At 53.1% G+C, this 20,918-nt stretch carries 20 protein-coding genes; 9 read left to right on the top strand and 11 right to left on the bottom strand.

Going from position 1 to position 20,918, the window contains the following annotated elements:
• Positions 1 to 61: 61 nt before the first annotated feature.
• Positions 62 to 1,900, top strand: coding sequence for a translation elongation factor 4 (gene lepA / locus EKM97_RS05705; RefSeq protein WP_125571416.1), 1,839 nt, complete (start codon positions 62 to 64; stop codon positions 1,898 to 1,900).
• A 248-nt stretch (positions 1,901 to 2,148) separates the two neighbouring features.
• On the top strand, positions 2,149 to 3,924 hold the full coding sequence (recQ, locus tag EKM97_RS05700; protein WP_125571414.1) for a DNA helicase RecQ: 1,776 nt from the start codon (positions 2,149 to 2,151) through the stop codon (positions 3,922 to 3,924).
• Positions 3,925 to 4,012: 88 nt separating this feature from the next.
• On the opposite strand, the gene EKM97_RS05695 is transcribed toward recQ, so the two are convergent.
• Positions 4,013 to 4,357: a hypothetical protein gene (locus tag EKM97_RS05695; RefSeq protein ID WP_125571412.1), complete on the bottom strand. Its 345-nt coding sequence runs from the start codon at positions 4,355 to 4,357 to the stop codon at positions 4,013 to 4,015.
• Positions 4,358 to 4,760: 403 nt separating this feature from the next.
• On the opposite strand from EKM97_RS05695, the gene EKM97_RS05690 reads away from it, so the two are divergent.
• From EKM97_RS05690 to EKM97_RS05675, 4 genes are all read left to right on the top strand, one after another.
• Positions 4,761 to 5,018, top strand: coding sequence for a hypothetical protein (locus EKM97_RS05690; RefSeq protein ID WP_125571410.1), 258 nt, complete (start codon positions 4,761 to 4,763; stop codon positions 5,016 to 5,018).
• Between the two features lie 342 nt (positions 5,019 to 5,360).
• Positions 5,361 to 6,353, top strand: a complete 993-nt coding sequence (gene galE / locus EKM97_RS05685; RefSeq protein WP_125571408.1) for a UDP-glucose 4-epimerase GalE — start codon at positions 5,361 to 5,363, stop codon at positions 6,351 to 6,353.
• A 149-nt stretch (positions 6,354 to 6,502) separates the two neighbouring features.
• Positions 6,503 to 8,782 carry a single-stranded-DNA-specific exonuclease RecJ gene (gene recJ / locus EKM97_RS05680; RefSeq protein WP_225419222.1) on the top strand — a complete coding sequence of 760 codons (2,280 nt, stop codon included), beginning with the start codon at positions 6,503 to 6,505 and terminating at the stop codon, positions 8,780 to 8,782.
• Between the two features lie 17 nt (positions 8,783 to 8,799).
• On the top strand, positions 8,800 to 9,327 hold the full coding sequence (locus tag EKM97_RS05675) for an adenine phosphoribosyltransferase (protein WP_125571406.1): 528 nt from the start codon (positions 8,800 to 8,802) through the stop codon (positions 9,325 to 9,327).
• Between the two features lie 89 nt (positions 9,328 to 9,416).
• Here the strand turns inward: EKM97_RS05675 and EKM97_RS05670 are convergent, their stop codons facing one another.
• Positions 9,417 to 9,725: a hypothetical protein gene (locus EKM97_RS05670; protein ID WP_125571404.1), complete on the bottom strand. Its 309-nt coding sequence runs from the start codon at positions 9,723 to 9,725 to the stop codon at positions 9,417 to 9,419.
• 159 nt (positions 9,726 to 9,884) lie between these two features.
• On the opposite strand from EKM97_RS05670, the gene EKM97_RS05665 reads away from it, so the two are divergent.
• On the top strand, positions 9,885 to 10,391 hold the full coding sequence (locus EKM97_RS05665) for an aminoacyl-tRNA deacylase (RefSeq protein ID WP_225419221.1): 507 nt from the start codon (positions 9,885 to 9,887) through the stop codon (positions 10,389 to 10,391).
• A gap of 78 nt (positions 10,392 to 10,469) precedes the next feature.
• Complete coding sequence (locus EKM97_RS05660) at positions 10,470 to 10,784, top strand: DUF960 domain-containing protein (protein ID WP_125571402.1); 315 nt, start codon at positions 10,470 to 10,472, stop codon at positions 10,782 to 10,784.
• Positions 10,785 to 10,874: 90 nt separating this feature from the next.
• On the opposite strand, the gene EKM97_RS05655 is transcribed toward EKM97_RS05660, so the two are convergent.
• The 9 genes from EKM97_RS05655 to EKM97_RS05615 all read right to left on the bottom strand — a co-directional run bounded on the left by EKM97_RS05655 (position 10,875) and on the right by EKM97_RS05615 (position 19,342).
• On the bottom strand, positions 10,875 to 11,540 hold the full coding sequence (locus EKM97_RS05655; RefSeq protein WP_125571400.1) for an MmcQ/YjbR family DNA-binding protein: 666 nt from the start codon (positions 11,538 to 11,540) through the stop codon (positions 10,875 to 10,877).
• Between the two features lie 231 nt (positions 11,541 to 11,771).
• On the bottom strand, positions 11,772 to 12,221 hold the full coding sequence (locus EKM97_RS05650) for a GtrA family protein (protein ID WP_225419220.1): 450 nt from the start codon (positions 12,219 to 12,221) through the stop codon (positions 11,772 to 11,774).
• A 17-nt stretch (positions 12,222 to 12,238) separates the two neighbouring features.
• Complete coding sequence (locus EKM97_RS05645) at positions 12,239 to 14,161, bottom strand: hypothetical protein (RefSeq protein ID WP_125571397.1); 1,923 nt, start codon at positions 14,159 to 14,161, stop codon at positions 12,239 to 12,241.
• Between the two features lie 10 nt (positions 14,162 to 14,171).
• Positions 14,172 to 15,113 (bottom strand): glycosyltransferase family 2 protein, encoded by a 942-nt coding sequence (locus EKM97_RS05640; protein WP_164507451.1) that lies wholly within the window; start codon positions 15,111 to 15,113, stop codon positions 14,172 to 14,174.
• Positions 15,079 to 15,756 (bottom strand): phosphatase PAP2 family protein, encoded by a 678-nt coding sequence (locus EKM97_RS05635; RefSeq protein WP_125571395.1) that lies wholly within the window; start codon positions 15,754 to 15,756, stop codon positions 15,079 to 15,081. Before EKM97_RS05635 ends, EKM97_RS05640 begins: the two co-directional genes overlap by 35 nt.
• Positions 15,746 to 16,402 (bottom strand): VTT domain-containing protein, encoded by a 657-nt coding sequence (locus EKM97_RS05630; RefSeq protein ID WP_125571393.1) that lies wholly within the window; start codon positions 16,400 to 16,402, stop codon positions 15,746 to 15,748. Before EKM97_RS05630 ends, EKM97_RS05635 begins: the two co-directional genes overlap by 11 nt.
• Before the next feature lie 257 nt (positions 16,403 to 16,659).
• Entirely contained in the window at positions 16,660 to 18,033 is a 1,374-nt protein-coding gene (locus EKM97_RS05625) for a sensor histidine kinase (RefSeq protein WP_225419219.1), read from the bottom strand.
• Positions 18,034 to 18,044: 11 nt separating this feature from the next.
• Positions 18,045 to 18,737: a response regulator transcription factor gene (locus EKM97_RS05620; RefSeq protein WP_125571391.1), complete on the bottom strand. Its 693-nt coding sequence runs from the start codon at positions 18,735 to 18,737 to the stop codon at positions 18,045 to 18,047.
• Between the two features lie 179 nt (positions 18,738 to 18,916).
• Positions 18,917 to 19,342, bottom strand: coding sequence for a hypothetical protein (locus EKM97_RS05615; protein WP_125571389.1), 426 nt, complete (start codon positions 19,340 to 19,342; stop codon positions 18,917 to 18,919).
• A gap of 378 nt (positions 19,343 to 19,720) precedes the next feature.
• Here EKM97_RS05615 and EKM97_RS05610 point away from each other — a divergent pair, with 378 nt between their 5' ends.
• Entirely contained in the window at positions 19,721 to 20,761 is a 1,041-nt protein-coding gene (locus EKM97_RS05610) for a zinc-dependent alcohol dehydrogenase family protein (protein ID WP_125571387.1), read from the top strand.
• Positions 20,762 to 20,918: the final 157 nt, after the last annotated feature.

Below are 20,918 nucleotides of genomic sequence, written 5' to 3'. Positions count from 1 at the left end.
TAGCGCGCGTTATCTGTTACAATGGAAGTTAGGAAATTTACTGAAAGCGGGAACCATATAAATGAATTACGATGAAATGCGGGAACGCCAGCAGCACATTCGCAACTTCTCGATTATTGCGCATATCGACCACGGTAAGAGTACTTTGGCCGACCGAATTTTGGAGATGACCGACACCATTTCTGCGCGGGAAATGAAGGCACAGGTCCTCGATGACATGCCACTGGAACGGGAGCGCGGGATTACCATCAAGCTGAACGCGGTTGAACTGACTTACCACGCCAAAGACGGTCAGGATTACATTTTCCACCTGATTGACACGCCGGGACACGTCGATTTCTCATACGAAGTCAGCCGCTCGCTGGCGGCCTGTGAGGGGGCACTTTTAGTTGTGGACGCCGCGCAGGGTGTTGAGGCCCAGACACTGGCGAACGTCTACCTGGCAGTTGATGACGACCTGGAGATTGTGCCGGTCATTAACAAAATTGACTTGCCTAGCGCTCAGCCGGACGTCGTTAAGGAAGAAATTGAAGAGATGATTGGTCTGGACGGCGACGATGCCGTGCTCGCCAGTGCGAAGGCCGGCATCGGGATTGAGGAAATCCTCGAACGGATCGTGTCCGATGTGCCGGCACCGAGCGGCGATGTTGAAGCCCCACTCAAGGCACTGATTTTCGACTCCGTTTACGATTCCTACCGTGGCGTTGTGCTAAACGTGCGGGTTGTGGACGGCTCCGTGAAGGTTGGCGACACCATTGAGCTCATGAGCAACGGTAAGAAGTTCGAAGTCACTGAAGTTGGGGTGATGTCACCGAAGGCCGTGAAGCGTGATTACCTGATGGCGGGGGATGTTGGTTACATCACGGCCTCCATCAAGACCATTCAGGATACGCGCGTCGGGGACACCGTAACCAACGCGGACAATCCCACCGAGAAGGCACTGGAGGGTTACCGCCAGATTACGCCAATGGTTTATGCCGGGGTCTTCCCAACGGATAACGCCAAGTTCAACGATTTGCGCGAATCATTGGAAAAATTGCAACTGAATGATGCGGCACTTGAGTTTGAACCCGAAAACAGTAAGGCGCTGGGCTTCGGGTTCCGCTGCGGTTTCCTGGGACTTTTGCACATGGACGTCGTGCAGGAACGCTTGGAACGCGAATTCAATCTGGATCTGATTATGACTGCGCCATCGGTCGATTACCACGTCATCAAGACGGACAACACGGAAATCACGGTGGAAAACCCAGCTGAAATGCCCGATGCCAGTGAGATTAAGGACATCAAGGAGCCTTTTGTTAAGGCTAGCATCATGGTGCCAAACGATTACGTGGGTGCTGTCATGGAACTGTGCCAGCGCAAGCGTGGTGAGTTCGTGACCATGGATTACCTGGACAAGTACCGGGTGAACGTCATCTACAACATGCCGCTCTCCGAAATCATCTACGATTTCTTTGATGACCTGAAGAGTAACACCAAGGGTTATGCGAGCCTGGATTACGAAATCACCGGTTACCGCGCCAGTGACCTGGTGAAGATGGATATTCTGCTTAACGGTGATCCAGTCGATGCGCTCGCTTCAATTACGCATAAGGACTTTGCCTTTGCACGTGGTCGCGCCATCACCGCCAAGCTGAAGGAAACCATTCCGCGCCAGAACTTCGAAGTGCCGATTCAGGCCGCAATTGGGAACAAGATTATCTCCCGGACGACCATTCGGGCTTACCGTAAAGACGTGACCGCCAAGATTCATACCGGTGACCCCGACCGGCGTGCTAAACTGCTCGACAAGCAAAAGCGCGGGAAGAAGCGGATGAAGGCCGTGGGTTCTGTCGAAGTACCGCAGGAAGCCTTCATGAGCTTGCTGGAAGTGAATGAGAAGGACGTCAGGGGCAAGTAATCGTCAGTTCAGCATTGATGCAATAAACAAGTCTCTAAAAAACGCCGTCAACCTTCCCTCACATTGTTACACGTGAGGAACGGATTGGCGGCGTTTTGAATAAGTGATGAATAGCGGAAGGATTCTCATGGGAAAGCCCCCACACTTTGTCGTAATCTACAAGCAGACGCACAGGGATTGTACAAACCCGCCGAAGACAGATAAACTTGATATAGAAATTTTGCGAAACGAAGAGGGAGATTGTGTTCATGGCCAATGCAGCAGCCTTACAGGTGCTAAAGGACAAATTCGGGTACGACAGCTTTCGGCCCGGTCAAGACGAGGCGATTGAACGCGTCATGTCGGGGCAAAACACGCTGGCGGTCATGCCGACCGGGGGCGGGAAATCGCTGTGCTACCAGATTCCGGCGCTACTAGCGGACGGCCTGACGGTGGTCGTATCGCCACTGATTGCCCTGATGAAGGACCAGGTGGATGCCCTCAACGAAAATGGGATTCCGGCGACCTTCATCAACAGTTCGATTGATTATCAGGAGCTTAATTACCGGATGAACATGGCGGCGCGCGGCGATGTGAAGTTGCTTTACGTGGCGCCGGAACGCTTTGATGCTCCCGGCTTTCTCGACGAACTGGACGGCATCAATATTGCCATTCTGGCCGTTGATGAAGCGCATTGTATTTCGCAGTGGGGACACGACTTCCGGCCGTCCTACCTCAAGTTGCAGGAAGTCGCTGGCCAGTTGCGTTCGCATCCCGTTGTGATTGCACTGACAGCGACGGCGACGGAGCGGGTTGCACTGGATATTTGCGACCGTTTGGACATTCCCAAGGCGGGGATGATTAACACCGGCTTTGAACGCAGCAATTTGTCTTTTCAGGTGATTAAAGACCAGGATAAGGACACCTACCTGCTCGAATACCTGAAGCTAAACTTAGATCAGCCGGGCATCATCTACGCCAGCACGCGTAAAGAGGTTGAACGCCTGTTCAGCCTGCTGGAAAGCAAGCATTATCCAGTCACCAAGTACCATGCCGGTTTGACTGAACGCCAGCGCAACGCCAACCAGGAGGACTTCCTGTTTGACCGGAAGACCATCATGGTCGCCACCAACGCGTTTGGGATGGGGATTGATAAGAGTAACGTCCGCTTCGTCATCCATGACCAAGTACCTGGCGACCTCGAGTCCTACTATCAGGAAGCCGGACGTGCCGGGCGTGATGGTCTGCCAAGTGAAGCCATTCTGCTCTTCAAACCGCAGGACGTCCAGATTCGCCATTTCTTTATTGAGCAATCTGAAGGTGACGACGAGTACAAGGGCAAAATGTACGGCAAGTTGCAGACGATGCAGCAATACGCCAACACTGGCGATTGCCTGCAGCAGTTCATCCTGCGCTACTTTGGCCAAACGGGCACCCAGCCTTGCGGTCGCTGCTCTAACTGTCTTGATGACCGTGAGTATATGGACGTGACGGTTGACGCGCAGAAAGTCTTGTCATGCATCGTGCGCATGCATGGCCGCTTTGGGAAGAACATCATCGCCCAGGTGTTGACCGGCGCAAATAACGCCCGCATTCGGGAACTTAACCTCAGCCAGTTGAGTACGTACGGCATCATGAGCAGTCAACGGCAAAAGGAAGTCGCCGGCTTCATTGATTTTCTTACCGCCAGCGGTTACATCGTGACCAGCGGCGGCCAATATCCAGTGCTTGGTGTTGGTGAAAGCGGCGGTGCCGTGCTCCGCGGCGAGGAAAAAGTCCAACGCAAAATGGCGGCCAAGGCGAAGCAATCCTTGCCCGTCGACGACGAACTGTTCCAGAAGCTGCGCGGCATTCGCTCCAGTCTGGCCGAAAAGCAAGGTGTCCCACCATACGTCATTTTCTCCGACCAAACGCTGCGTGATCTTTGCCGGCAGCAGCCGACCACTAAGGTTGAAATGCTGCAGGTTAAGGGGATTGGGCAGAATAAACTCGATAAGTACGGTGATACTTTCCTGGCGGCACTTGCTGAAGCCGTTGGCGAATAAACCTATGTAGAAAATAGTCAAAAGATGGCTCCCGCCGCCCAATGATTGGGCTACACGGGAGCCTTTTTGACCTAGCACTACGCTTGCACTATGGTCGGCAATAAGCCACGATGCCGGCGGCAATGATGAGGGCACCCGCGATAAGGCCAAAAATGCCGCCACAAATGATGGCCATTAAGCCGCAGAAGACGATCCCCCCCGCCGTGTAATAGCGGCTGTCGTTAATGAAGAAGGGCAGACAGATGGCGAAAATGCACGCCACCATCAGTCCCAGGGCGCGGCCGTCCACCGGTCCGGCTCCGTCCGCGGCAATTTGGGCGGAGTTCGCCGCCGATTCCTGGATGACGGCAGATAGCAGGCCAATAACACCACCACTGACGCACAGGATTGTCTCCGCGTACCTCTTGCTGGCCGATTTGTTTGATGCTTTCACAACAATCACTCCAATCCGCTTGATCAATCCATATTCTCGCTACAACTTAAGTATAATGGGGCGGCGCTAGTGAATTGGTGATTTGGTCAAAATGCGTGCTGTCTTGGCTGCTTTTTGCACAAAAAATGCTGTTAGGTCAGGCTGTCATCACTTGAGCTTGCACGAACTAATGATGGCTTTACAGTATTTTGCAAATAACAAACGTTTTGTAAGAAGGTGCTCGGCACCAAAGGTAAATGTTATGTAACGAACAGGTAACGGCCATCTTTGCAAAACCAATAGTAGCGGTATTTGCTTACCTGCTTAATTGTAAAGGCTGTGTACAAGTGCTCGCACACAACGAAATTCAGGCATATATTAAACGTGAAGGTAATGGCAAACTTCATTTCGGGGGGAACGAATAATGCAAGGTTACTTTCGATTTAAGGAATGTACGCCGGACTCGTGGGATTATTATTACATCGCGGCGGTGAATGCTGACAGCGGGTTGCAAGAATGGGGCTTGATTCGCATTCATCGGCACAATCACTATGAAGTGCTGCGCGAACCCATCGAGAGTTTTCCGGGCGAGGGTGTGTTGGTGCGTTATTTTGGCTTAAAATACTTGCTCGCGTACTTGTTTAAGGAGCGCGTGGTGGAGGAGGTCTACTTTGACGACTAAGACTGCAAATGTTTCCGTAGAGCAGGGGAGTGGCCGAACGGTCTACGGTGGAAAATTATCTGCGGGGGACTGCGTTTGAAGGCGAATCGAGATGAACCGACGCAAGTGCAACAGTCGCCGCGGCAATTTGCGGAACTTTCGACAGCTTTACCAGCATCAAAGCAACGACGAAAACACCGTCCTAGGGTGCAAGGGGACGGTGTTTTCAGTTTAGCTTCGGGGTGATAAGGTCGCAGTGAATGCCTGAGCAAATCTTTTGTTTTGCTAAAAGAAGCACTTGTGTGAGCGCTCGCAGGGGCAAACTGGTAGAATATGAATGACAAAACATTCGGAGGGATAAACATGACAGTTCTCGTTCTTGGTGGTGCCGGCTACATTGGCTCACATACCGTCGACCAGTTGGTCAACGGTGGTTATGATGTTGCGGTTGTCGATAATTTGGTTACCGGACACACGGAAGCCGTAAACCCCGCAGCACGCCTGTATGTCGGCGATGTGCGCGATAAGGAATTCATGCGCACGGTGTTTACTAAGGAAAACGTGGAGGGTGTCGTGCATTTTGCCGCCTTCTCCGTCGTTCCAGAAAGCATGCAGGATCCGCTCAAGTACTTCGATAACAACACTGCGGGCATGATTCACCTGCTCGAAGTGATGAACGAGTTCGGCGTGAAGAACATCGTGTTCAGCTCAACTGCGGCCACTTACGGCGAACCGAAGCAGATTCCAATTAAGGAAACTGATCCCCAGATTCCGACGAATCCCTACGGTGAGAGCAAGCTCGCCATGGAAAAAATCATGCACTGGTCTGATTTGGCCTATGGTATCAAATTTGTGGCTCTGCGTTACTTTAACGTGGCTGGTGCCAAACCGGATGGCAGCATTGGCGAAGACCACAATCCCGAAACCCACCTGATTCCAATTATTTTGCAGGTGGCAGAAGGTAAGCGCGACAAGCTGCAGATCTTCGGTGATGATTACCCAACGCCAGACGGGACTAACGTGCGTGATTACGTACACGTCCTCGATCTGGCGGATGCCCACATTCTGGCGCTCAAGTACCTGGCCGCCGGTAACGAGAGTAATGCCTTCAACTTGGGGAGTGCAACTGGCTTCTCCAACCTGCAGATTCTGGATGCCGCACGTCAGGCAACCGGCAAGGAAATTCCTGCCGAAATGGCGCCTCGGCGTCCCGGTGATCCAAGTACCCTGATTGCTTCCTCTGACAAGGCGCGCGAGATTCTCGGCTGGAAGCCAAATTATGACGACGTCGAGAAGATTATTGGCACCGCTTGGACCTGGCATGAAACGCACCCAGACGGGTACAGCAGTAAGTAAACCTGAATAGTTCGTCATTGCCATCGCCGCGTGCGATGGCTTTTTCGTTTCGCGGCAGGGGCGGATGCGTATCGCGAAAATTCACCAGCGGCGCTGAAGCGAGCGGCCATTTTCTGGTATACTAGTTCAGTTAGAAAGGACTCGATGACGTGAACTCACATTACGACTGGCAACTAGATAAACAGGCAGATGCCCGCACAACTGCGGAGCTGGCGGCGCAGCTCCACGTGAGTCCGCTGCTGGCCGCACTCCTAACGCAGCGCGGGATTACTGACGCGAGTGCTTGGGAGCATTTTGCAAAGCCCGACATGGCAGACTTGCACGATCCATTTGCGTTGCACGACATGCAAAAGGCGGTGGACCGCATCACGGCGGCCCTGGAGAACGGCGAAAAAATTACCATCTATGGTGATTATGACGTCGACGGGCTAACCAGTACCACCATTATGAAAGAAGCCATTGAGAGCATTGGCGGCGATCCGGAGATTTACATTCCGAATCGCTTCAGTGATGGCTACGGTCCGAATCTGGATGTTTATAAGCGTCTACAGGCAAACGGCACGCAGCTTCTGATCACCGTGGATAACGGGGTGAGTGGGAAAGAACAAATTGCTTGGGCAATGGCTAACGGCATGGACGTTGTTGTCACCGATCACCACGAACTACCGGATGAGTTACCAGATGCCGTTGCTGTGGTGCACCCGCGTTATCCCGGCAGTCATTATCCATTCGGTGATCTGTCTGGCGCTGGGGTGGCACTCAAAGTGGCCAGCGCACTGCTTGGTGAAGTACCAGTCGAGAGTTTTGACTTAGCTGCACTCGGTGCCATTGCCGATGTGGTTTCCTTAGTGGATGAAAACCGGATTTTTGCCCAAGTTGGTCTGCAGATGCTGCGGGACCAGCCGCGGGTCGGACTGGCGGCACTCATGGAAGTCGCGGGCGTGGACCCAAGCACCGCGGATGAAATGACCGTGGGTTTTGCCATCGCGCCGAGGCTGAACGCGATTGGCCGGCTCGGCGATGCGACTCCTGGTGTGCGTCTGCTCAGTACTTTTGATGAGGACGAAGCCAAAGAACTCGCCACCAAAATTGACGCCACCAACAAAAAGCGCCAGCAGCTCGTCAGCGACATTGCGGATGCAGCCGAAGAGATGGCGGAGACGCCGGAGAACCAAGCGGCCAGTGCCTTAGTGCTGGCAGGCGAGGGCTGGCATCAGGGCGTTGTCGGCATTGTGGCCAGCCGGATTGTTGAAAAAACGGGCAAACCGACGATTATTCTGGCCATTGACCCCGAAACGGGTGAGGCGAAGGGGAGTGGCCGATCGATTCCTGCCTTCCACCTGTTCAAGGGTTTGCAAAAAGCCGCTGGTGTGCTCGATCATTTCGGGGGTCACGCCATGGCCGCGGGGCTCAGTTTGCCAGTTGCCAAGATTCCGGAACTACGTGAAATCCTGAGCACTGCCGCCGCCGAAGTTGTTGGTGAAGGCAGCAAGCCGCCACTGGCCATTAGCGCGCGGGTTGAGGCCAGTGACATCAGTATCGACAACTACAACGCATTGCGGCAGTTGGCACCATTTGGCGCGGCTAATCCGCAACCCGTGTTTAGTGTGACGGCCAGCGCCATTGACGATATTAAACAGATTGGTCAAAACGGTAAACACTTGCGCTTCCGTGTCAATGGTAGCTATGGTGCGATTGCGTTTGGCATGGGCAATTTGGCCAGTGATTTGGCCAGTGCGCAAAAGGTCAAGTTGGCCTTCACCCTTGGTCTGAACACTTTCCGTGGCAATACCAGCTTACAGCTGGAGATTAAGGATATTGGCATTCAGCAAGATGATGTGGTGGATTGGCGCGGGCCGAGCCTTGAACGCCAGCAATTACTCCATCCGCACACTTACGCTTTCTTTGATAAGCGGGTGATGCGCTTGCTGCAAAGTAAGGCAAACTTCGGTGGTCCCGTCATGGCCGTCGACGAACTACCAGCTGCGGCTGCCAACGTCGTCTTGGTGGACATGCCGCGCAGCGAAGAAGAGTTGGTGAACGCAATGCGGACGGTGGAATTGCCGGTGAGCGTGCTGTTTTACGCGAGTCCGGTAGCTACGATTGCGCTCCCAACGCGTGCCGAGTTCGGCGCTGTCCTGCAGTTTTTACGGCAGAACCCGAACTTTGACAAACACAAGCTCGGTGTGGTGGCAAAGACGGTCCATATGAACGTTAACCAAGTCATTTTGGCTGTACAGGTGTTTTTCCAGCTGAATTTTGTTACTATTAATGGTGCATTTATTACGGCGGTAACCAATCCGCAGCGACAACAGCTGCAAACCGCCCCGGCATATGTGCAACGTCAGGCTGAATTACGGCTGGCGGAACACCTGCAAACTGCTAGTCGGGGTGCATTGCGCACAGAGTTACTGGGTTACCGTAACTAGGATTGTGAGGAGTAGTCATGGCTATTGACTTCAGAGATTACATTGCAAGCGTCGAGAACTTCCCGGAACCGGGTATTACCTTCCGCGACATTTCCCCGCTGATGGCTGACGGGAAGGCATACGGTGCCGCAACCGACGCCATTGCTGAATACGCAAAGGGTAAAGGCGTCGAAATGATTGCCGGTCCCGAAGCACGTGGGTTTATCGTGGGCTGCCCAGTTGCCTATAAGCTTGGTGTTGGCTTCGCGCCTGCCCGCAAGAAGGGCAAGCTGCCGCGCGAAACCGTAAGCGCCAGCTACGGCCTTGAATATGGTAAGTCCACTTTGTACCTGCACAAGGACGCCATTAAGCCTGGTCAGCGGGTGCTCGTCTGTGACGATCTGCTCGCAACAGGGGGCACCATCGCTGCCACCATCGAACTGGTGGAACGACTTGGCGGGATTGTGGTCGGAACGGCCTTTATCGTGGAATTGTCCGACCTGCACGGCCGCGATAAGATTAAGAATTATGACATTATGGCACTGACCGAATACGCGGGTGCTTAGGTTAATTAACGCAATACAAAAAAGCTGACCGCCGCATCGTTTGTGTGATGCGGGCGGTCAGCTTTTTGATTTGGACAGCTTTCGGTGATTTAGCGGCGTTCTTGCGTGCGTGGCTTGGTGCTGACAGGTTGGATGGTCATTTGCCAAGCGGCGAGCGGGCAGATGAGCATGAAGGCGGTCGCACCACCAACAATCCAGAGACAGGCTTCCTTGAAGTCAGCACTCGGTGCAAAATTGGCGAGCGGATCGGTATCGCTCCGCTCAATTTTGAGGGTGTTAGTATGGTGGAGAATATTACCCACCATAATCTGATTATTCTGATTAATTGACCCAAAAGTCGTCACACCCCAAACAAGCAGGATGGCGGCAGCTAATACTGAATACAAAAACTTACGCATGTGCAAACACCTTTCATTACTTTCGCTTTCTAGCATACCATGTTAGCGTTTCCTTGTAAGGGGTTTCCGACAAGTTTCACAAACTGCCGCATTTTTCCTAGGATTTAGTAAGCAAATTTGCTAAGCTAGTCTAGTATGATATAGAAACGAGGCATTATTTTGAGTAAGAAAAAAGCAAAAGGCGCTGACAAGACGCTAGTTGAAAAAATTCTGGACCAACACCATATCGCCTATGAACCGGTGTCGTTTGCAACCCACCAGGACGGCGACGTGATGCAAATTAGTGAGGACCAGATGCAAGAGTCCGAGCACGAAGTTTACAAGACCTTGGTGCTCACTGGTAACAAGACTGGTCCCTTGGTCGGCGTGGTGCCACTCGATATGCACATCGATTACAAGAAATTGAGCGCGGTCTCTGGCAACAAAAAAGTGGGCATGGTGCCGCTGAAGGATCTGGTCAAGACGAGCGGCTATGAGCATGGTGCGAACAACCCAGTCGGTATTCGTGAGCGTCACAACTACCCGATTTTCTTTGGCAATGAGGCCAAGGAAGCGGGCACCATCTGCGTCAGCGCCGGCAAAATTGGCCGTTCGGTGCGCGTTGATGCGGTCGCGCTAGCGAAGTTTGTGGATGCACAGTTTGCAGACATTACCGCTGCTGAGTAGGCGTGCACGCGATTGTCGAAAGAGTATAATTAAGAGAGATAGACGGGCGGTGTAATTCCGGCCCAGAGGGAGGCAACTATGTTTAGTGCCAACAGAAGTCGTTTTGCCACGTTTGGCGTCATTTCCAAACTCCCTGGCGCCATTATTGACGAGATTTGGGGGATTATCGACAACAACCTGCAGGGCGTTTTTCCACTGCAGAACTTGCTGCGCTTTGACCTCATTAACAACGATGGCAAGTTGCAGATTCACTTTTCTGAAGACAAGTTGGAAGCAGAACTTGCCTTCGATCAGCAGTATGAATACAGCGACAGTTTTCCGCAGGCCGTCTTCGCCTATGACGATGGGAAGGCGCAAACCATTTTGCTTCAGGAAGAAGCAGACGCACAGTAGCGCGAAACTGCACAATTGAATCGTAAAAGGCCCGCGTGTTCAGTTAAAGTCTGAATGCGCGGGCCTTTTACGATTCGAATCTGCCAGTTATTACTGCGCCAGTTCACGACTGTCCGCGATGGCTGCCATGAGGTTCGCCATGTGGTGCGCCGCGTTCAACTGGTATGACAGCCAGTGCTGCTTGTTCATGTGGTACGCGGGTAGTGCAGTGTGCGCTTTTAATTTGGCGGTAATTGTCGCGGCATCGGCGCGGACAACCAAGACATCGGTTAGATGATCACCGGGTAAGCCCACCTTGCTTGCCGGGATTCGCACCAAGATGGCGTACCATTTGCGATTATCTGCGCGGCGAATAATCGCGTTATTTGGGAATTTTTGCCAGAGGAATTCAAGCTTTTCACCATATTCGGCAGCGAGTGCGGCAACAATCGCCGCACTTTGGCCGCTGGCAAAAGTCGCCCGTTTGAAGCAGCCGCGGGCAATGTCTTTTAGCGCCGCCACGTAGGACTGGCGCACCTCACCAACGAAAGTGCCCGTATTGGCGGGATCAAGATGCAGAACGTAAGGCGTATGTGCATCGGCGTCGGTGACGACTGTCGTCATCGCGGTATCGTGAATGGTCACGGTCAAGATGAAGTTGTGTACGAGTGCCGTGCGATACGTCCAATCGGTCCCAGCACCTTTGAAACCGTACGCCGCCAGTTTAGTCCAATCGGCTTGTAACTGGTGAAAAATTTGATCTTGAATGGCTGTCATGATGAGACCTACTTTCCGGAATTATTCGTCGCAGCGCAATGCATAATGATCTTGGTGCCTGCCGCAATATTAATATTATTGTACACCTCATCGGCGTGCACCTAACACGCCCGCCGGTCATTGTTTGCCAGCCCGGTACTCTCCCAACACTTTTGCCGCGTAACGTAAAAAACAGCCGCACCGAATTACTTCGGTGCGGCCGTTTTTTCTTGCCTAAATTAGCGTCAAGGTTTAACGCCCATTTTTAACCTCGCTGGGCGTAGCGACTGGCTGGTGTTGCATGCTGAAAATTTGCTGACTAAGGAAGTAATTCAGCACCACGACGATAATCTGGTCGATGAATTTCACCGCGAGCGGATTGCCGTGTAGCAAGCTCAAACCGACGAAGAGAATCACGGTGTCGGCAGCTAGGGAGGCCAGACGTAAAGCGAAGAAGGAGACGCCTTCGCGGAGCACAACTGGCAGAGCGCGGGAGTGGGAGGCGAACACGAATTCTTTATTCGCCACGAAGGCGAAGGCCACACTGACGACCCACGCGATTAAGTTGGCCCAGAACCATGCCGCTTGCAGGTGGGTGAGTTCAAAAAACAGAAAAACGTTAATCAGGGTGGTCAAGCCGCCAATGATTAGGTAGCGCAAGGCCTTCCCGTACTGGCGGTATAAATCCAGAATCTTTTGCAAAATGTTGCCTTCTTTCCTTATTTACGCATGACCGTGTAGACGAAGGCGGTCGTTTGGGGATTGTTGCGACTACCTTGCAGTGGGTATGCAGCCAAATGGTAATGATTCGTTGTGACCAAGTCCACAGACTGCGCTTGAGCCTGCGGGTTGCGTACCCGGATCGTGTAGGTGCCAGCGCTTAGCTGGCGGTGCGTCTTGTAAACGGTGTGACTGCGATGCAAGTGGATGACCTGCTTGGTTCCGGCCTTAGTCAGTGTGACCGCAACGTGCGCTCCTTGATGAATCTGCACGGACAAGTAGTTGGCACTAGCGGCCAAGTGCACCTGCTGCGTAAACTGCTTACCAGGCGCTAGTTGCGTTGGTGTGGCATTGTACTGGACAGACATCTGGCTCCGCTGCGCCGAAACGACAACCGGGCTCGGCGGGATTGGTGTGGGTTTCAGGAACAGCAGGGGGAGGGCAAGTCCGGCTGCGCCGAGTCCCACTGCACGCCAGCGGCGTGTTTTGGTTTCTGCGACTGGTAGACCGCTGTAGGCAAGCCAGAGTAGCGGTACGAGCGCCTGGCCGTAACGTGCCTCGGTTTCCCAGACCAGAGTGTGGAATGCCAAGTAGCCTAAAGCCGTCATGATACTCAGCAGCAGGACAACGCTGCGGCCGTCAGCCTGCAGCATTGGCATTGCCAGCAGCCGGGTGGCAAGTGCCAGGAGCAGCGCAATGCTGGCAACCTGGTAGACCAGGGCCAGCCAGAACTGAATCAACTTTGCGTTTTGGATGTACCACTTAGGCGCTGTACGGTAGCCGCCATTGTACCAGCTCTGGATGCCATGCACATCGAATAGTGCGCTGAGTTTGGTCGCCCAGAGTTTCACAATCCCAACGAAGCCCAGCTTTTGCAGGCGTTTTGGTAGTTGCTTAACATCATATTGCTGGCGCGCCTGCTTACTGTGCATGGCGACCAGCGCGCCGGTATCTTTACCGCTGTATTTACCCTTGCTACCCTGGTTATAACCCATGTAGATCCAGTGGGTGATGGGGAAAGCATAGCGATCGTTGGCGGTAAAATCACTCGCGCTGTCAATGATTTTGGTTGCCGGCACCGACAGGCCAATCCCGAGCACAATCAGGAATGCGGGAACAAGGAGCTTGCTCTTCTTAAGCAGACCGTGGGTTCCCAGGATGATGGCGGTGAGTGCTAGTGCTGGAATTAACACGATCAGACTCGGTTTAAGCAGGTAGCCCAGCATTGTGAGCAAAGTGAGGCCGATTCCGCGGTAAATTCGTTGCCGATGGCTGCTTTGCTGCCAGTGGCGCAACAAGTTCATCACGCCGAGCAAAACGAACATGGTGGGTAGATCAGAGTAGAAGACCTGCAGGTAGTAAGTGTAGGCAAAAGGCGTCAAGGCTGCGAACGCAAATGCCGCGAAGGTCACGCTGTTGCGCCGGCTCATTGCGTATACTGTGTGCAAGAGCAAAATAATGAAGCCGTCGAGCGTGAGCAAGCTCAGCAAGTGGATGGCCGCATTCGTGCTGAGTCCGACAACTGTGCCCAAGCGTAGCCACAAGGAAAGCAGGTAAGCCAGCGGCACGTTGTTGGCGTAGCGCCAGAAGTAGGTGCTGGTCCACACGTGGTTGCCTGCTGCCAGCTGATCAGCCTGTGCAAGTACGCGAAACGGATCGTGATAAACGGTCACCGGCATGGCGCTGAGGGACCAGATTTGGCCGACGAGCATCAGTAGTAAGCCGCCGCCAAGCAAGTAGGCAAAATGCCGCCGACTGAGTTTATTGAGTTGCGGCGCGATGAAGTGGGCCGCAATCAGCACCAGCGCACTCAGGAGTAGCATGAGCAAACGGCTGCCCTGAATCAAATTGGCGTGAATGCCAACGAAGAGGCAAACAATGAGTACGCCGGGAAAGAAGTATTGTGCAAACTTGTGGTTCATGATATCCCACCTAATCTAACTTGCGAGCAACTGTGTAACGTGGCCGGTGCTTAACCTCCGTAGTCATTTTGCCAATGTACTCACCGATGATGCCTAGACTGACCATCTGCAAACCGCCCATGAACCAGAGTGAAATCATGAGGGAAGACCAGCCGTGGACGGCCAGCCCTGTGAACTTGGAGATGAGGGTGAAGATAGACATCCCCACCGCCAGCAGGCAGGCCAACACGCCGAGAATCAAGATCAGCCGTACCGGTGCTACAGTGAGACTCGTAATCCCGTCCCAGGCAAACGCGAGCATTTTCTTCAATGGGTACTTGGATTCGCCGGCCATTCGGGGAGTGCGCTTGTAGTACACCTTACCGGTCGTGTAGCCGAGCTTAGGGATAATGCCGCGAATGAAAATGTTGCGTTCCGGGTACTGGAGGAAGGTCTCGACGGCACGCTTGGACATCAACCGGAAATCGGCGTGGTTCGGGACAAGCTCCACTCCCAGCTTCTTCAGCAGGCCGTAGTAAGTTTGCGCCGTGGTGCGCTTAAACCAAGAATCACTATCACGGTTGTTGCGCACCCCGTAAACGACGTCGGCGCCACCAGTGTACTGACTGACCATGTCCGGAATCTTGTTCGGATCATCCTGCAGATCGGCGTCAATGGTCACCGTGACTGCCGCAGTTTTAACTGCCTCACTGAGGCCAGCGATGAGCGCGGCTTGGTGGCCGAAGTTACGGGAAAACTTGAGGCCGCGGACACGGGAGATTTCTGCGTTGAGACGTTCAATAATCTGCCAAGTTTTGTCGGTAGAGCCGTCATCGACAATGAGAATATCGGCGCGTTGTTCAAGGTAGTTGGCTGCGGCAATTTTGTCTTCAATGTTCAGTAGCGTCTTGACGGATGATTCCAGAATTTTTTCTTCGTTATATGCTGGAATGACGATTGTTAGTTTCTGCATGTGAATGCCTGCTTTCAATGAATGTGCTGTAAATTTTGGTCCAGAGTGGTTGTGCCAATAACCAGCCGGCGGTGCCGAGAAGCATGCTGGCAATCACGTCGGATGCGAAGTGGTCGCGCAGGTAAACCCGCGAGGTGGCAACTAGGCCGATCCAGACAACGCCGACGATGACACTGACGACGCGTTGCTCTTCATCGTGGAGGTGCGGTGTGAGTACCCAGATAATGCAGAGCACCAGGACGGTCGTGCAGAGCACGTGGCCACTAGGAAAGCTGTAGCCCGTGTCTGCGACGAGTTGGTGCGTCGGCCGAGGCCGGGCGACAAGCTGCTTAACGATGTAGGCAATCGCCGACGTTCCTAACTGAATACCGCCGCACCAGATTGCGGCGTACCAATCGCGCCGCAGCAAGAGCGCAGAGCAGAGCAACGCGGTGAGGCCAATGGCGACCAGCGGACTGCCCAGTGTCGCGATGATTGAGAAAAGAAAAGTATTGAGCGGTCCGACCGGTTTGATCAGTGCCGAACCGGCAACGGTGCTGTCAAGTGCTTGCAGCCACGCTGCGTGTGCGAGCACGCCGCCTGCCAGCAGCAAGAAAGCGGCCAGTAGCAGACCGCCGCGCCAATAACGCTGACTAATCTTCATTCTGAGCGCCTCCCTTGTGCTTCAGCGCCAAGATGACAGCTGGTAGCAACGACACAAAGACTACCGCCAAGATGATGAGTTCGAAGTGGTTCTTCACAACCGGCACGTTGCCGAAGAGGTAACCGGCACCCAGGCCGATGGTGACCCAGGAAACCGCGCCGATGATGTTGTAGCTGACGAAGCTGCGGAAGTGCATTTTGCTGACGCCAGCGGTGAAGGGGATGAAGGTGCGAATGATCGGCATGAAGCGGCCCAGAAAAATAGCTGCCTTCCCGTGCTTAGAAAAAAACTGCTCGGATTGGTGTAAGTAATTGGGCTTGATGAAGCGTCGCAGTGGCGATTGGGTCGTGAGGTAGTGACCGCCGTGTTCGCCAATTTCAAAATTCAAGGCATCACCGGCAACTGCGGCGATGATGAGGATCACCCATAACAGTGGCAGACTGAGCGGATGTCCCGCCATCGCGGCGAGTGAGCCGCATAGAAACAGTAGGGAGTCGCCCGGCAAGAATGGGAAGATGACGATGCCGGTTTCAATGAAAATCAGCAGAAACAGTAGCACGTATGTGAAGCCGCCGTACTGCGCGAGGAAGCTCGGCAGCAGGGTGCTCATTTTGGGAAATAGTGAGCTAATAAGTAAGAATGACATGTGGGCAAACCCTTTCGTTAATTCAAGTATTGATGACAAGAATTAGGATAGGCTGAAAGCCACTTTCGTCCCACTTAGGCAAAATGAACTTTAGCTCAATTTTCTTCAGAGCCATGATGCCAAATCCCGTCATATCGGCATTTGATTCTGAAAAAAATTCAGAAAACAGTAAAAACTACGCATGAAAAAAAGTCACTCCTTTTTGAGGAGTGACTTTGAAAGCGCGACATATTCAAATTCGGTAATGAAGCCTGTCTTTAATTGGCATCGGGGGATGTTGGTAAGAGTGGCAGAATGAGCCGGAAGGATGTCCCTTTGGGCTGATTATCTGCGACTTCGAGGTGCCCGCCGTTGTTCTGCGCGAGCCGGTCTGCAATCGCTAGCCCGAGCCCAGTGCCCGGAATTGAACCGCGAACATCAGCACTGCGATAGAAGCGTTCAAAAATATGTGCCTTATCTTCATCGCTAATCCCGGCGCCCTGGTCACTAACGGTCAGAACGCAGTTACTGCCGTTCTGCTTAAGGGTAACGGTGACTTCACTGTCAGCAGGGGAGTACTTGGCCGCATTGGTCAAGAGGTTGCCCGCAATTTGTTCAATGGCAACCTCGCTGCTCAGCACTTGCACACCGGGTGCAATCTGTACCTGCAGTGTTTGCGTCATGGTGCCGGCGAGCTTCTGCGTAATCCCGGTAAGAGTGGCGCTGAGATCAAGTGTGTGTGCATCCGCTACGGAGCGGTCCGCCCGCGAAATCTGGAGTAACTGTTCAAGCAGCTGTTGCATGAGGCGCGACTCTTCCGTGATGTAGTGGACGGATTTGGCGACGATTTCCGGATGCTCCGCCGCGCGCCGCTCAATCAATTGTGCATGGCTGCGGATGGTGGCAATCGGCGTGCGCAGTTCGTGTGCGGCATTCATTACGAAGAGCTTCTGCTGTTCTTGACGTTCACCCAGTAATTTGAGCAAAACATTAAAATTGTTGGCCAGTTCCGTTACCTCTGCTGGTTGCTCTGGCACGGGCAATTGCATTGAGCCGGGTTCCGTTGCCGCAGCAGCAACCTGGGTACTCTCGGAAAGCGTTGTGAGCGGGTCGGTAAGCCGCCTGGTGAGTCGGCGCACGTAAAACGGCGTGGCAATCAACGTGATGACGAGCACGGCAATTGTGGCTTCAATGACGCGTTCCAGCACTTCTAAGTGGTAATCCAAACTCTGCCAGAGGGTGTAGTGAATGCCCCGAGCATGACCGGTCCGTCGCAACAACAATCCGCGGCCTGGTCGGTAATAGATGTTGGCAAAAATCGGTAACTTACGTGGCTTTACAGCCAGCAAGTCATGCGCATCGGGTGAGTAGTAGTACTTCACCTTGGCATCCTTGCGCGCGTTATTGACGTAAACGTAACTCGAACTGGTGTCGATGGTGCTGTTTTTACGCCAATTCTCCCAATCATCGTCCCCGTCAATTTCGGCCTCTTTCAAACTGTTAATGACGTTGGCACTGTCGTTGTTGGCTTCTGTCAGTAGTTGCTTACCCACGGCGATGATAATGACAATGCCCAGTAAGAGCGTAATGGTCACGATCATGCCGAGCAGATTGCGAAGCATAATGGCCGCACTTGATTTCTTTTGACGCATGGCGCGCCTCCTCAGACGTTGATTGAGAGCATGTAACCAGTGCCGCGAACGGTGTGAATCAGTTTCGGTGCCGCGGAATCACTGTCAATTTTGTGGCGCAAGTTACGGACGTAGACATCCAGAATATTGGGTTGACCGTCAAAATCGGCGCCCCACACGGTGTCCAGTAGCTCATCACGGGAGCACGCCTCATCTTGGTGGCTAATCAAGGCCAGCAGCAGCTCGTACTCGCGCTGGGTGAGGGGGATAATCCGGTCATCGCGCGTTACCCGTTTGGAATCGGTGTCCACGCTAAGATCACCCGCGGTGTATAGGGACGCACTCGTCTTGTCAGCCTGGCTGTGCCGCAACGCGACTTCGACACGCGCAATCAGCTCTTCCATTTCAAAAGGTTTGGTCATGTAGTCATCAGCGCCACCGGTGAGACCGGCCACCTTGTCGCCGATGTAATCACGCGCAGTCAGCATGATGATGGGCACGTGGCTCGTTTTGCGAATGCGGCGCAGAACGCTGAAGCCGTCCAGTTTGGGCAACATCCAGTCCAGGATAATGACGTTAATCCGCGCCTCATTGCGGTGAAATTCCTCGAGGGCGTCAACCCCGTTGGCTGCCCAGATCACGTTCATGTCTTCAAGTTCGAACTCGGTTTTGAGTGAATCTGCAAGTCCTTCCTCGTCCTCGACCAGTAAAAGGGTGGTTTTCATGTGCTTCCTCCAGTGCCAGAATTTAACATTTCAATCGTACATATTAACAAGAAGATTATAGCGCGCGGGTGACCCGAAAATGCAAGTCTTCACAATTAATGACAATAGCCACTGTTCCCCTGACAACGTAAAAACGCGGTGCTCGCATGCACCGCGTTGTCTTGAACCGTTGAGTTAATTTAGCCGCAGAGTTCGCCGTTTTCAATCCGCAGGCGGTCAATAAACACTGAATCAATGCTGGACAGTGCTTGCGCCTGGTCAGTTTTGGCTACCCCAAACTGGTCCTGATCCAAGCGGTCGCCGTGCATCGCGTCCATGATGTTGCTGATGGCCCGGTCGTAAGCTTCGACGCTGAGTAAAATGTCGGCGTGCAAACGGTCGTATTGTGCAGGGACGTTCAATTTCCGAATTTCCTCCAGAAATGGCCGGAAGCGAACCAAGTTGCGCGTGAAGTAGTTACGCAAGTTGCCCAAATTCTCGCTCGCAAGGCAATTACCACAAATAATATTTTCACAAGTATGGATGTATTCATTGAATACTTGTTTGAATACCAGCAGCCGTTCCAGCTGGCGAGTAACGTCGGTCAAGTATACGCTGTTGTTCATGATAATTCCCCCCGAAATTAATTTATTAGGTTTGGTTTCGCTTACATACATAGCGTAAATTACGTTTATCTTATTGACAAGATTATCTGCCGTTAATGTGCAGATTTTTTTATTTGTATTTTCTTTTTGAAAAATAATTAAAGATACGGAAAATACACAAATTAGAAATATGTAATGGTTGACCACCTATTGGACTAATGTTAGGTGCTAAAGCATACAAGCGCTTGTGAATGTGGGACTTAGGAGGAAGTAATCGCCACCAATGTGGGAACCATGAAGAAGGAGGACGTGATTCTCATGACATTTTGACCCTACAATGTTCGGGTTTCCTGTAAACTAAAAAGTAATACATGGCCCAGTGCCCAGAAAGAGGATGCTATGAAAGCAGCGATTTTCGTTAAACCAGGTCTCATTGAACCCCAGGAACGGCCGATGCCAGAACTTGTGCATCCCGGTGACGCCATCATCCGCGTCGTCCGGACTTGCGTGTGTGGTTCTGATCTTTGGTGGTATCGCGGTGTCCATGACAAGGATGCCAGCTCACCAATTGGCCATGAAGGAATTGGGGTTGTTGAACGGGTCGGCAGTGACGTTAAGAACGTGCAAGCGGGGGACTTCGTGATTATGCCGTTCACGCATGGGTGCGGTCACTGCGCCACTTGCCGAGCCGGGTTTGAAGGCAACTGCTTGAACCCCGTCACTGACGGCATCGAAATGGGCTTCCAGGCGCAGTACACGCGTTACACCAACGCGGACTGGTCACTGGTCAAAATCCCGGGTCAGCCGAGTGACTACAGCGATGACCAGCTTAATGACTTGTTGACGCTGTCCGACGTGATGGCCACGGGCTACCACGCTGCGGCGAGCGCTGAAGTGAAGCCAGGTGACACGGTGGTTGTCATGGGGGATGGGGCCGTTGGTTTGTGCGGAATTATTGCTGCTAAGTTGCGCGGCGCCGCCCGCATTATCGCGATGAGCAGTCACGCTGATCGTCAGGTGCTGGCGACTGAGTTTGGGGCGACTGACATTGTCGCCGAACGCGGGGAAGCGGCAGTCGCACACGTCCTGGCACTCACTGATGGTGCTGGTGCAGACGCAGTTCTGGAGTGCGTTGGGACGGAACTCTCCACGGATACGGCCGTGAAGGTCGCACGTCCTGGGGCAGTGGTTGGCCGCGTGGGCATTCCGGATACACCAGAGATGAACACCAACAACCTGTGGTGGCGCAACGTCGGTTTGCGTGGCGGTCTGGCCTCCGTCACGACTTACGACCGAGCGGAACTGTTGGCGGCTGTTCTGAAGGGCGAGATTCACCCTGGCCGGGTGTTCACCAGCCAGTTCAAGCTGGACGATATTCAGGCAGCCTATGAGGCCATGGACCAGCGCCAGACCGTGAAGGCACTGGTTGTAATGGATTAAGCACACATATTTAGTGGCTGGTGAATTAGCCCTAACTTTCAGGCAAATCCGCGATAACTTTGTAATCAATCTTCACCGCAGTCTTATTCTTTTTGGCAGTAATCGAAATTGGTCTACTTAAAACTGCGAGAAGATTTTCCAAATTCGCCATGACCAC

Source organism: Lacticaseibacillus songhuajiangensis (assembly GCF_003946025.1).
GTDB lineage: Bacteria > Bacillota > Bacilli > Lactobacillales > Lactobacillaceae > Lacticaseibacillus > Lacticaseibacillus songhuajiangensis.
This window is presented reverse-complemented; position numbering and strand designations above follow the sequence as displayed.

What these genes read in the sequence shown, in the direction of transcription:
- EKM97_RS05620 (WP_125571391.1), bottom strand. Translation starts at nt 18,737, where the DNA reads ATGAAAACCACCCTTTTACTGGTCGAGGACGAGGAAGGACTTGCAGAT.
- EKM97_RS05670 (WP_125571404.1), bottom strand. Translation starts at nt 9,725, where the DNA reads ATGCGTAAGTTTTTGTATTCAGTATTAGCTGCCGCCATCCTGCTTGTT.
- recQ (WP_125571414.1), top strand. Translation starts at nt 2,149, where the DNA reads ATGGCCAATGCAGCAGCCTTACAGGTGCTAAAGGACAAATTCGGGTAC.
- EKM97_RS05625 (WP_225419219.1), bottom strand. Translation starts at nt 18,033, where the DNA reads ATGCGTCAAAAGAAATCAAGTGCGGCCATTATGCTTCGCAATCTGCTC.
- EKM97_RS05655 (WP_125571400.1), bottom strand. Translation starts at nt 11,540, where the DNA reads ATGACAGCCATTCAAGATCAAATTTTTCACCAGTTACAAGCCGATTGG.
- EKM97_RS05635 (WP_125571395.1), bottom strand. Translation starts at nt 15,756, where the DNA reads ATGAAGATTAGTCAGCGTTATTGGCGCGGCGGTCTGCTACTGGCCGCT.
- EKM97_RS05615 (WP_125571389.1), bottom strand. Translation starts at nt 19,342, where the DNA reads ATGAACAACAGCGTATACTTGACCGACGTTACTCGCCAGCTGGAACGG.
- EKM97_RS05640 (WP_164507451.1), bottom strand. Translation starts at nt 15,113, where the DNA reads ATGCAGAAACTAACAATCGTCATTCCAGCATATAACGAAGAAAAAATT.
- lepA (WP_125571416.1), top strand. Translation starts at nt 62, where the DNA reads ATGAATTACGATGAAATGCGGGAACGCCAGCAGCACATTCGCAACTTC.
- galE (WP_125571408.1), top strand. Translation starts at nt 5,361, where the DNA reads ATGACAGTTCTCGTTCTTGGTGGTGCCGGCTACATTGGCTCACATACC.
- EKM97_RS05690 (WP_125571410.1), top strand. Translation starts at nt 4,761, where the DNA reads ATGCAAGGTTACTTTCGATTTAAGGAATGTACGCCGGACTCGTGGGAT.
- EKM97_RS05660 (WP_125571402.1), top strand. Translation starts at nt 10,470, where the DNA reads ATGTTTAGTGCCAACAGAAGTCGTTTTGCCACGTTTGGCGTCATTTCC.
- EKM97_RS05630 (WP_125571393.1), bottom strand. Translation starts at nt 16,402, where the DNA reads ATGTCATTCTTACTTATTAGCTCACTATTTCCCAAAATGAGCACCCTG.
- EKM97_RS05675 (WP_125571406.1), top strand. Translation starts at nt 8,800, where the DNA reads ATGGCTATTGACTTCAGAGATTACATTGCAAGCGTCGAGAACTTCCCG.
- EKM97_RS05610 (WP_125571387.1), top strand. Translation starts at nt 19,721, where the DNA reads ATGAAAGCAGCGATTTTCGTTAAACCAGGTCTCATTGAACCCCAGGAA.
- EKM97_RS05645 (WP_125571397.1), bottom strand. Translation starts at nt 14,161, where the DNA reads ATGAACCACAAGTTTGCACAATACTTCTTTCCCGGCGTACTCATTGTT.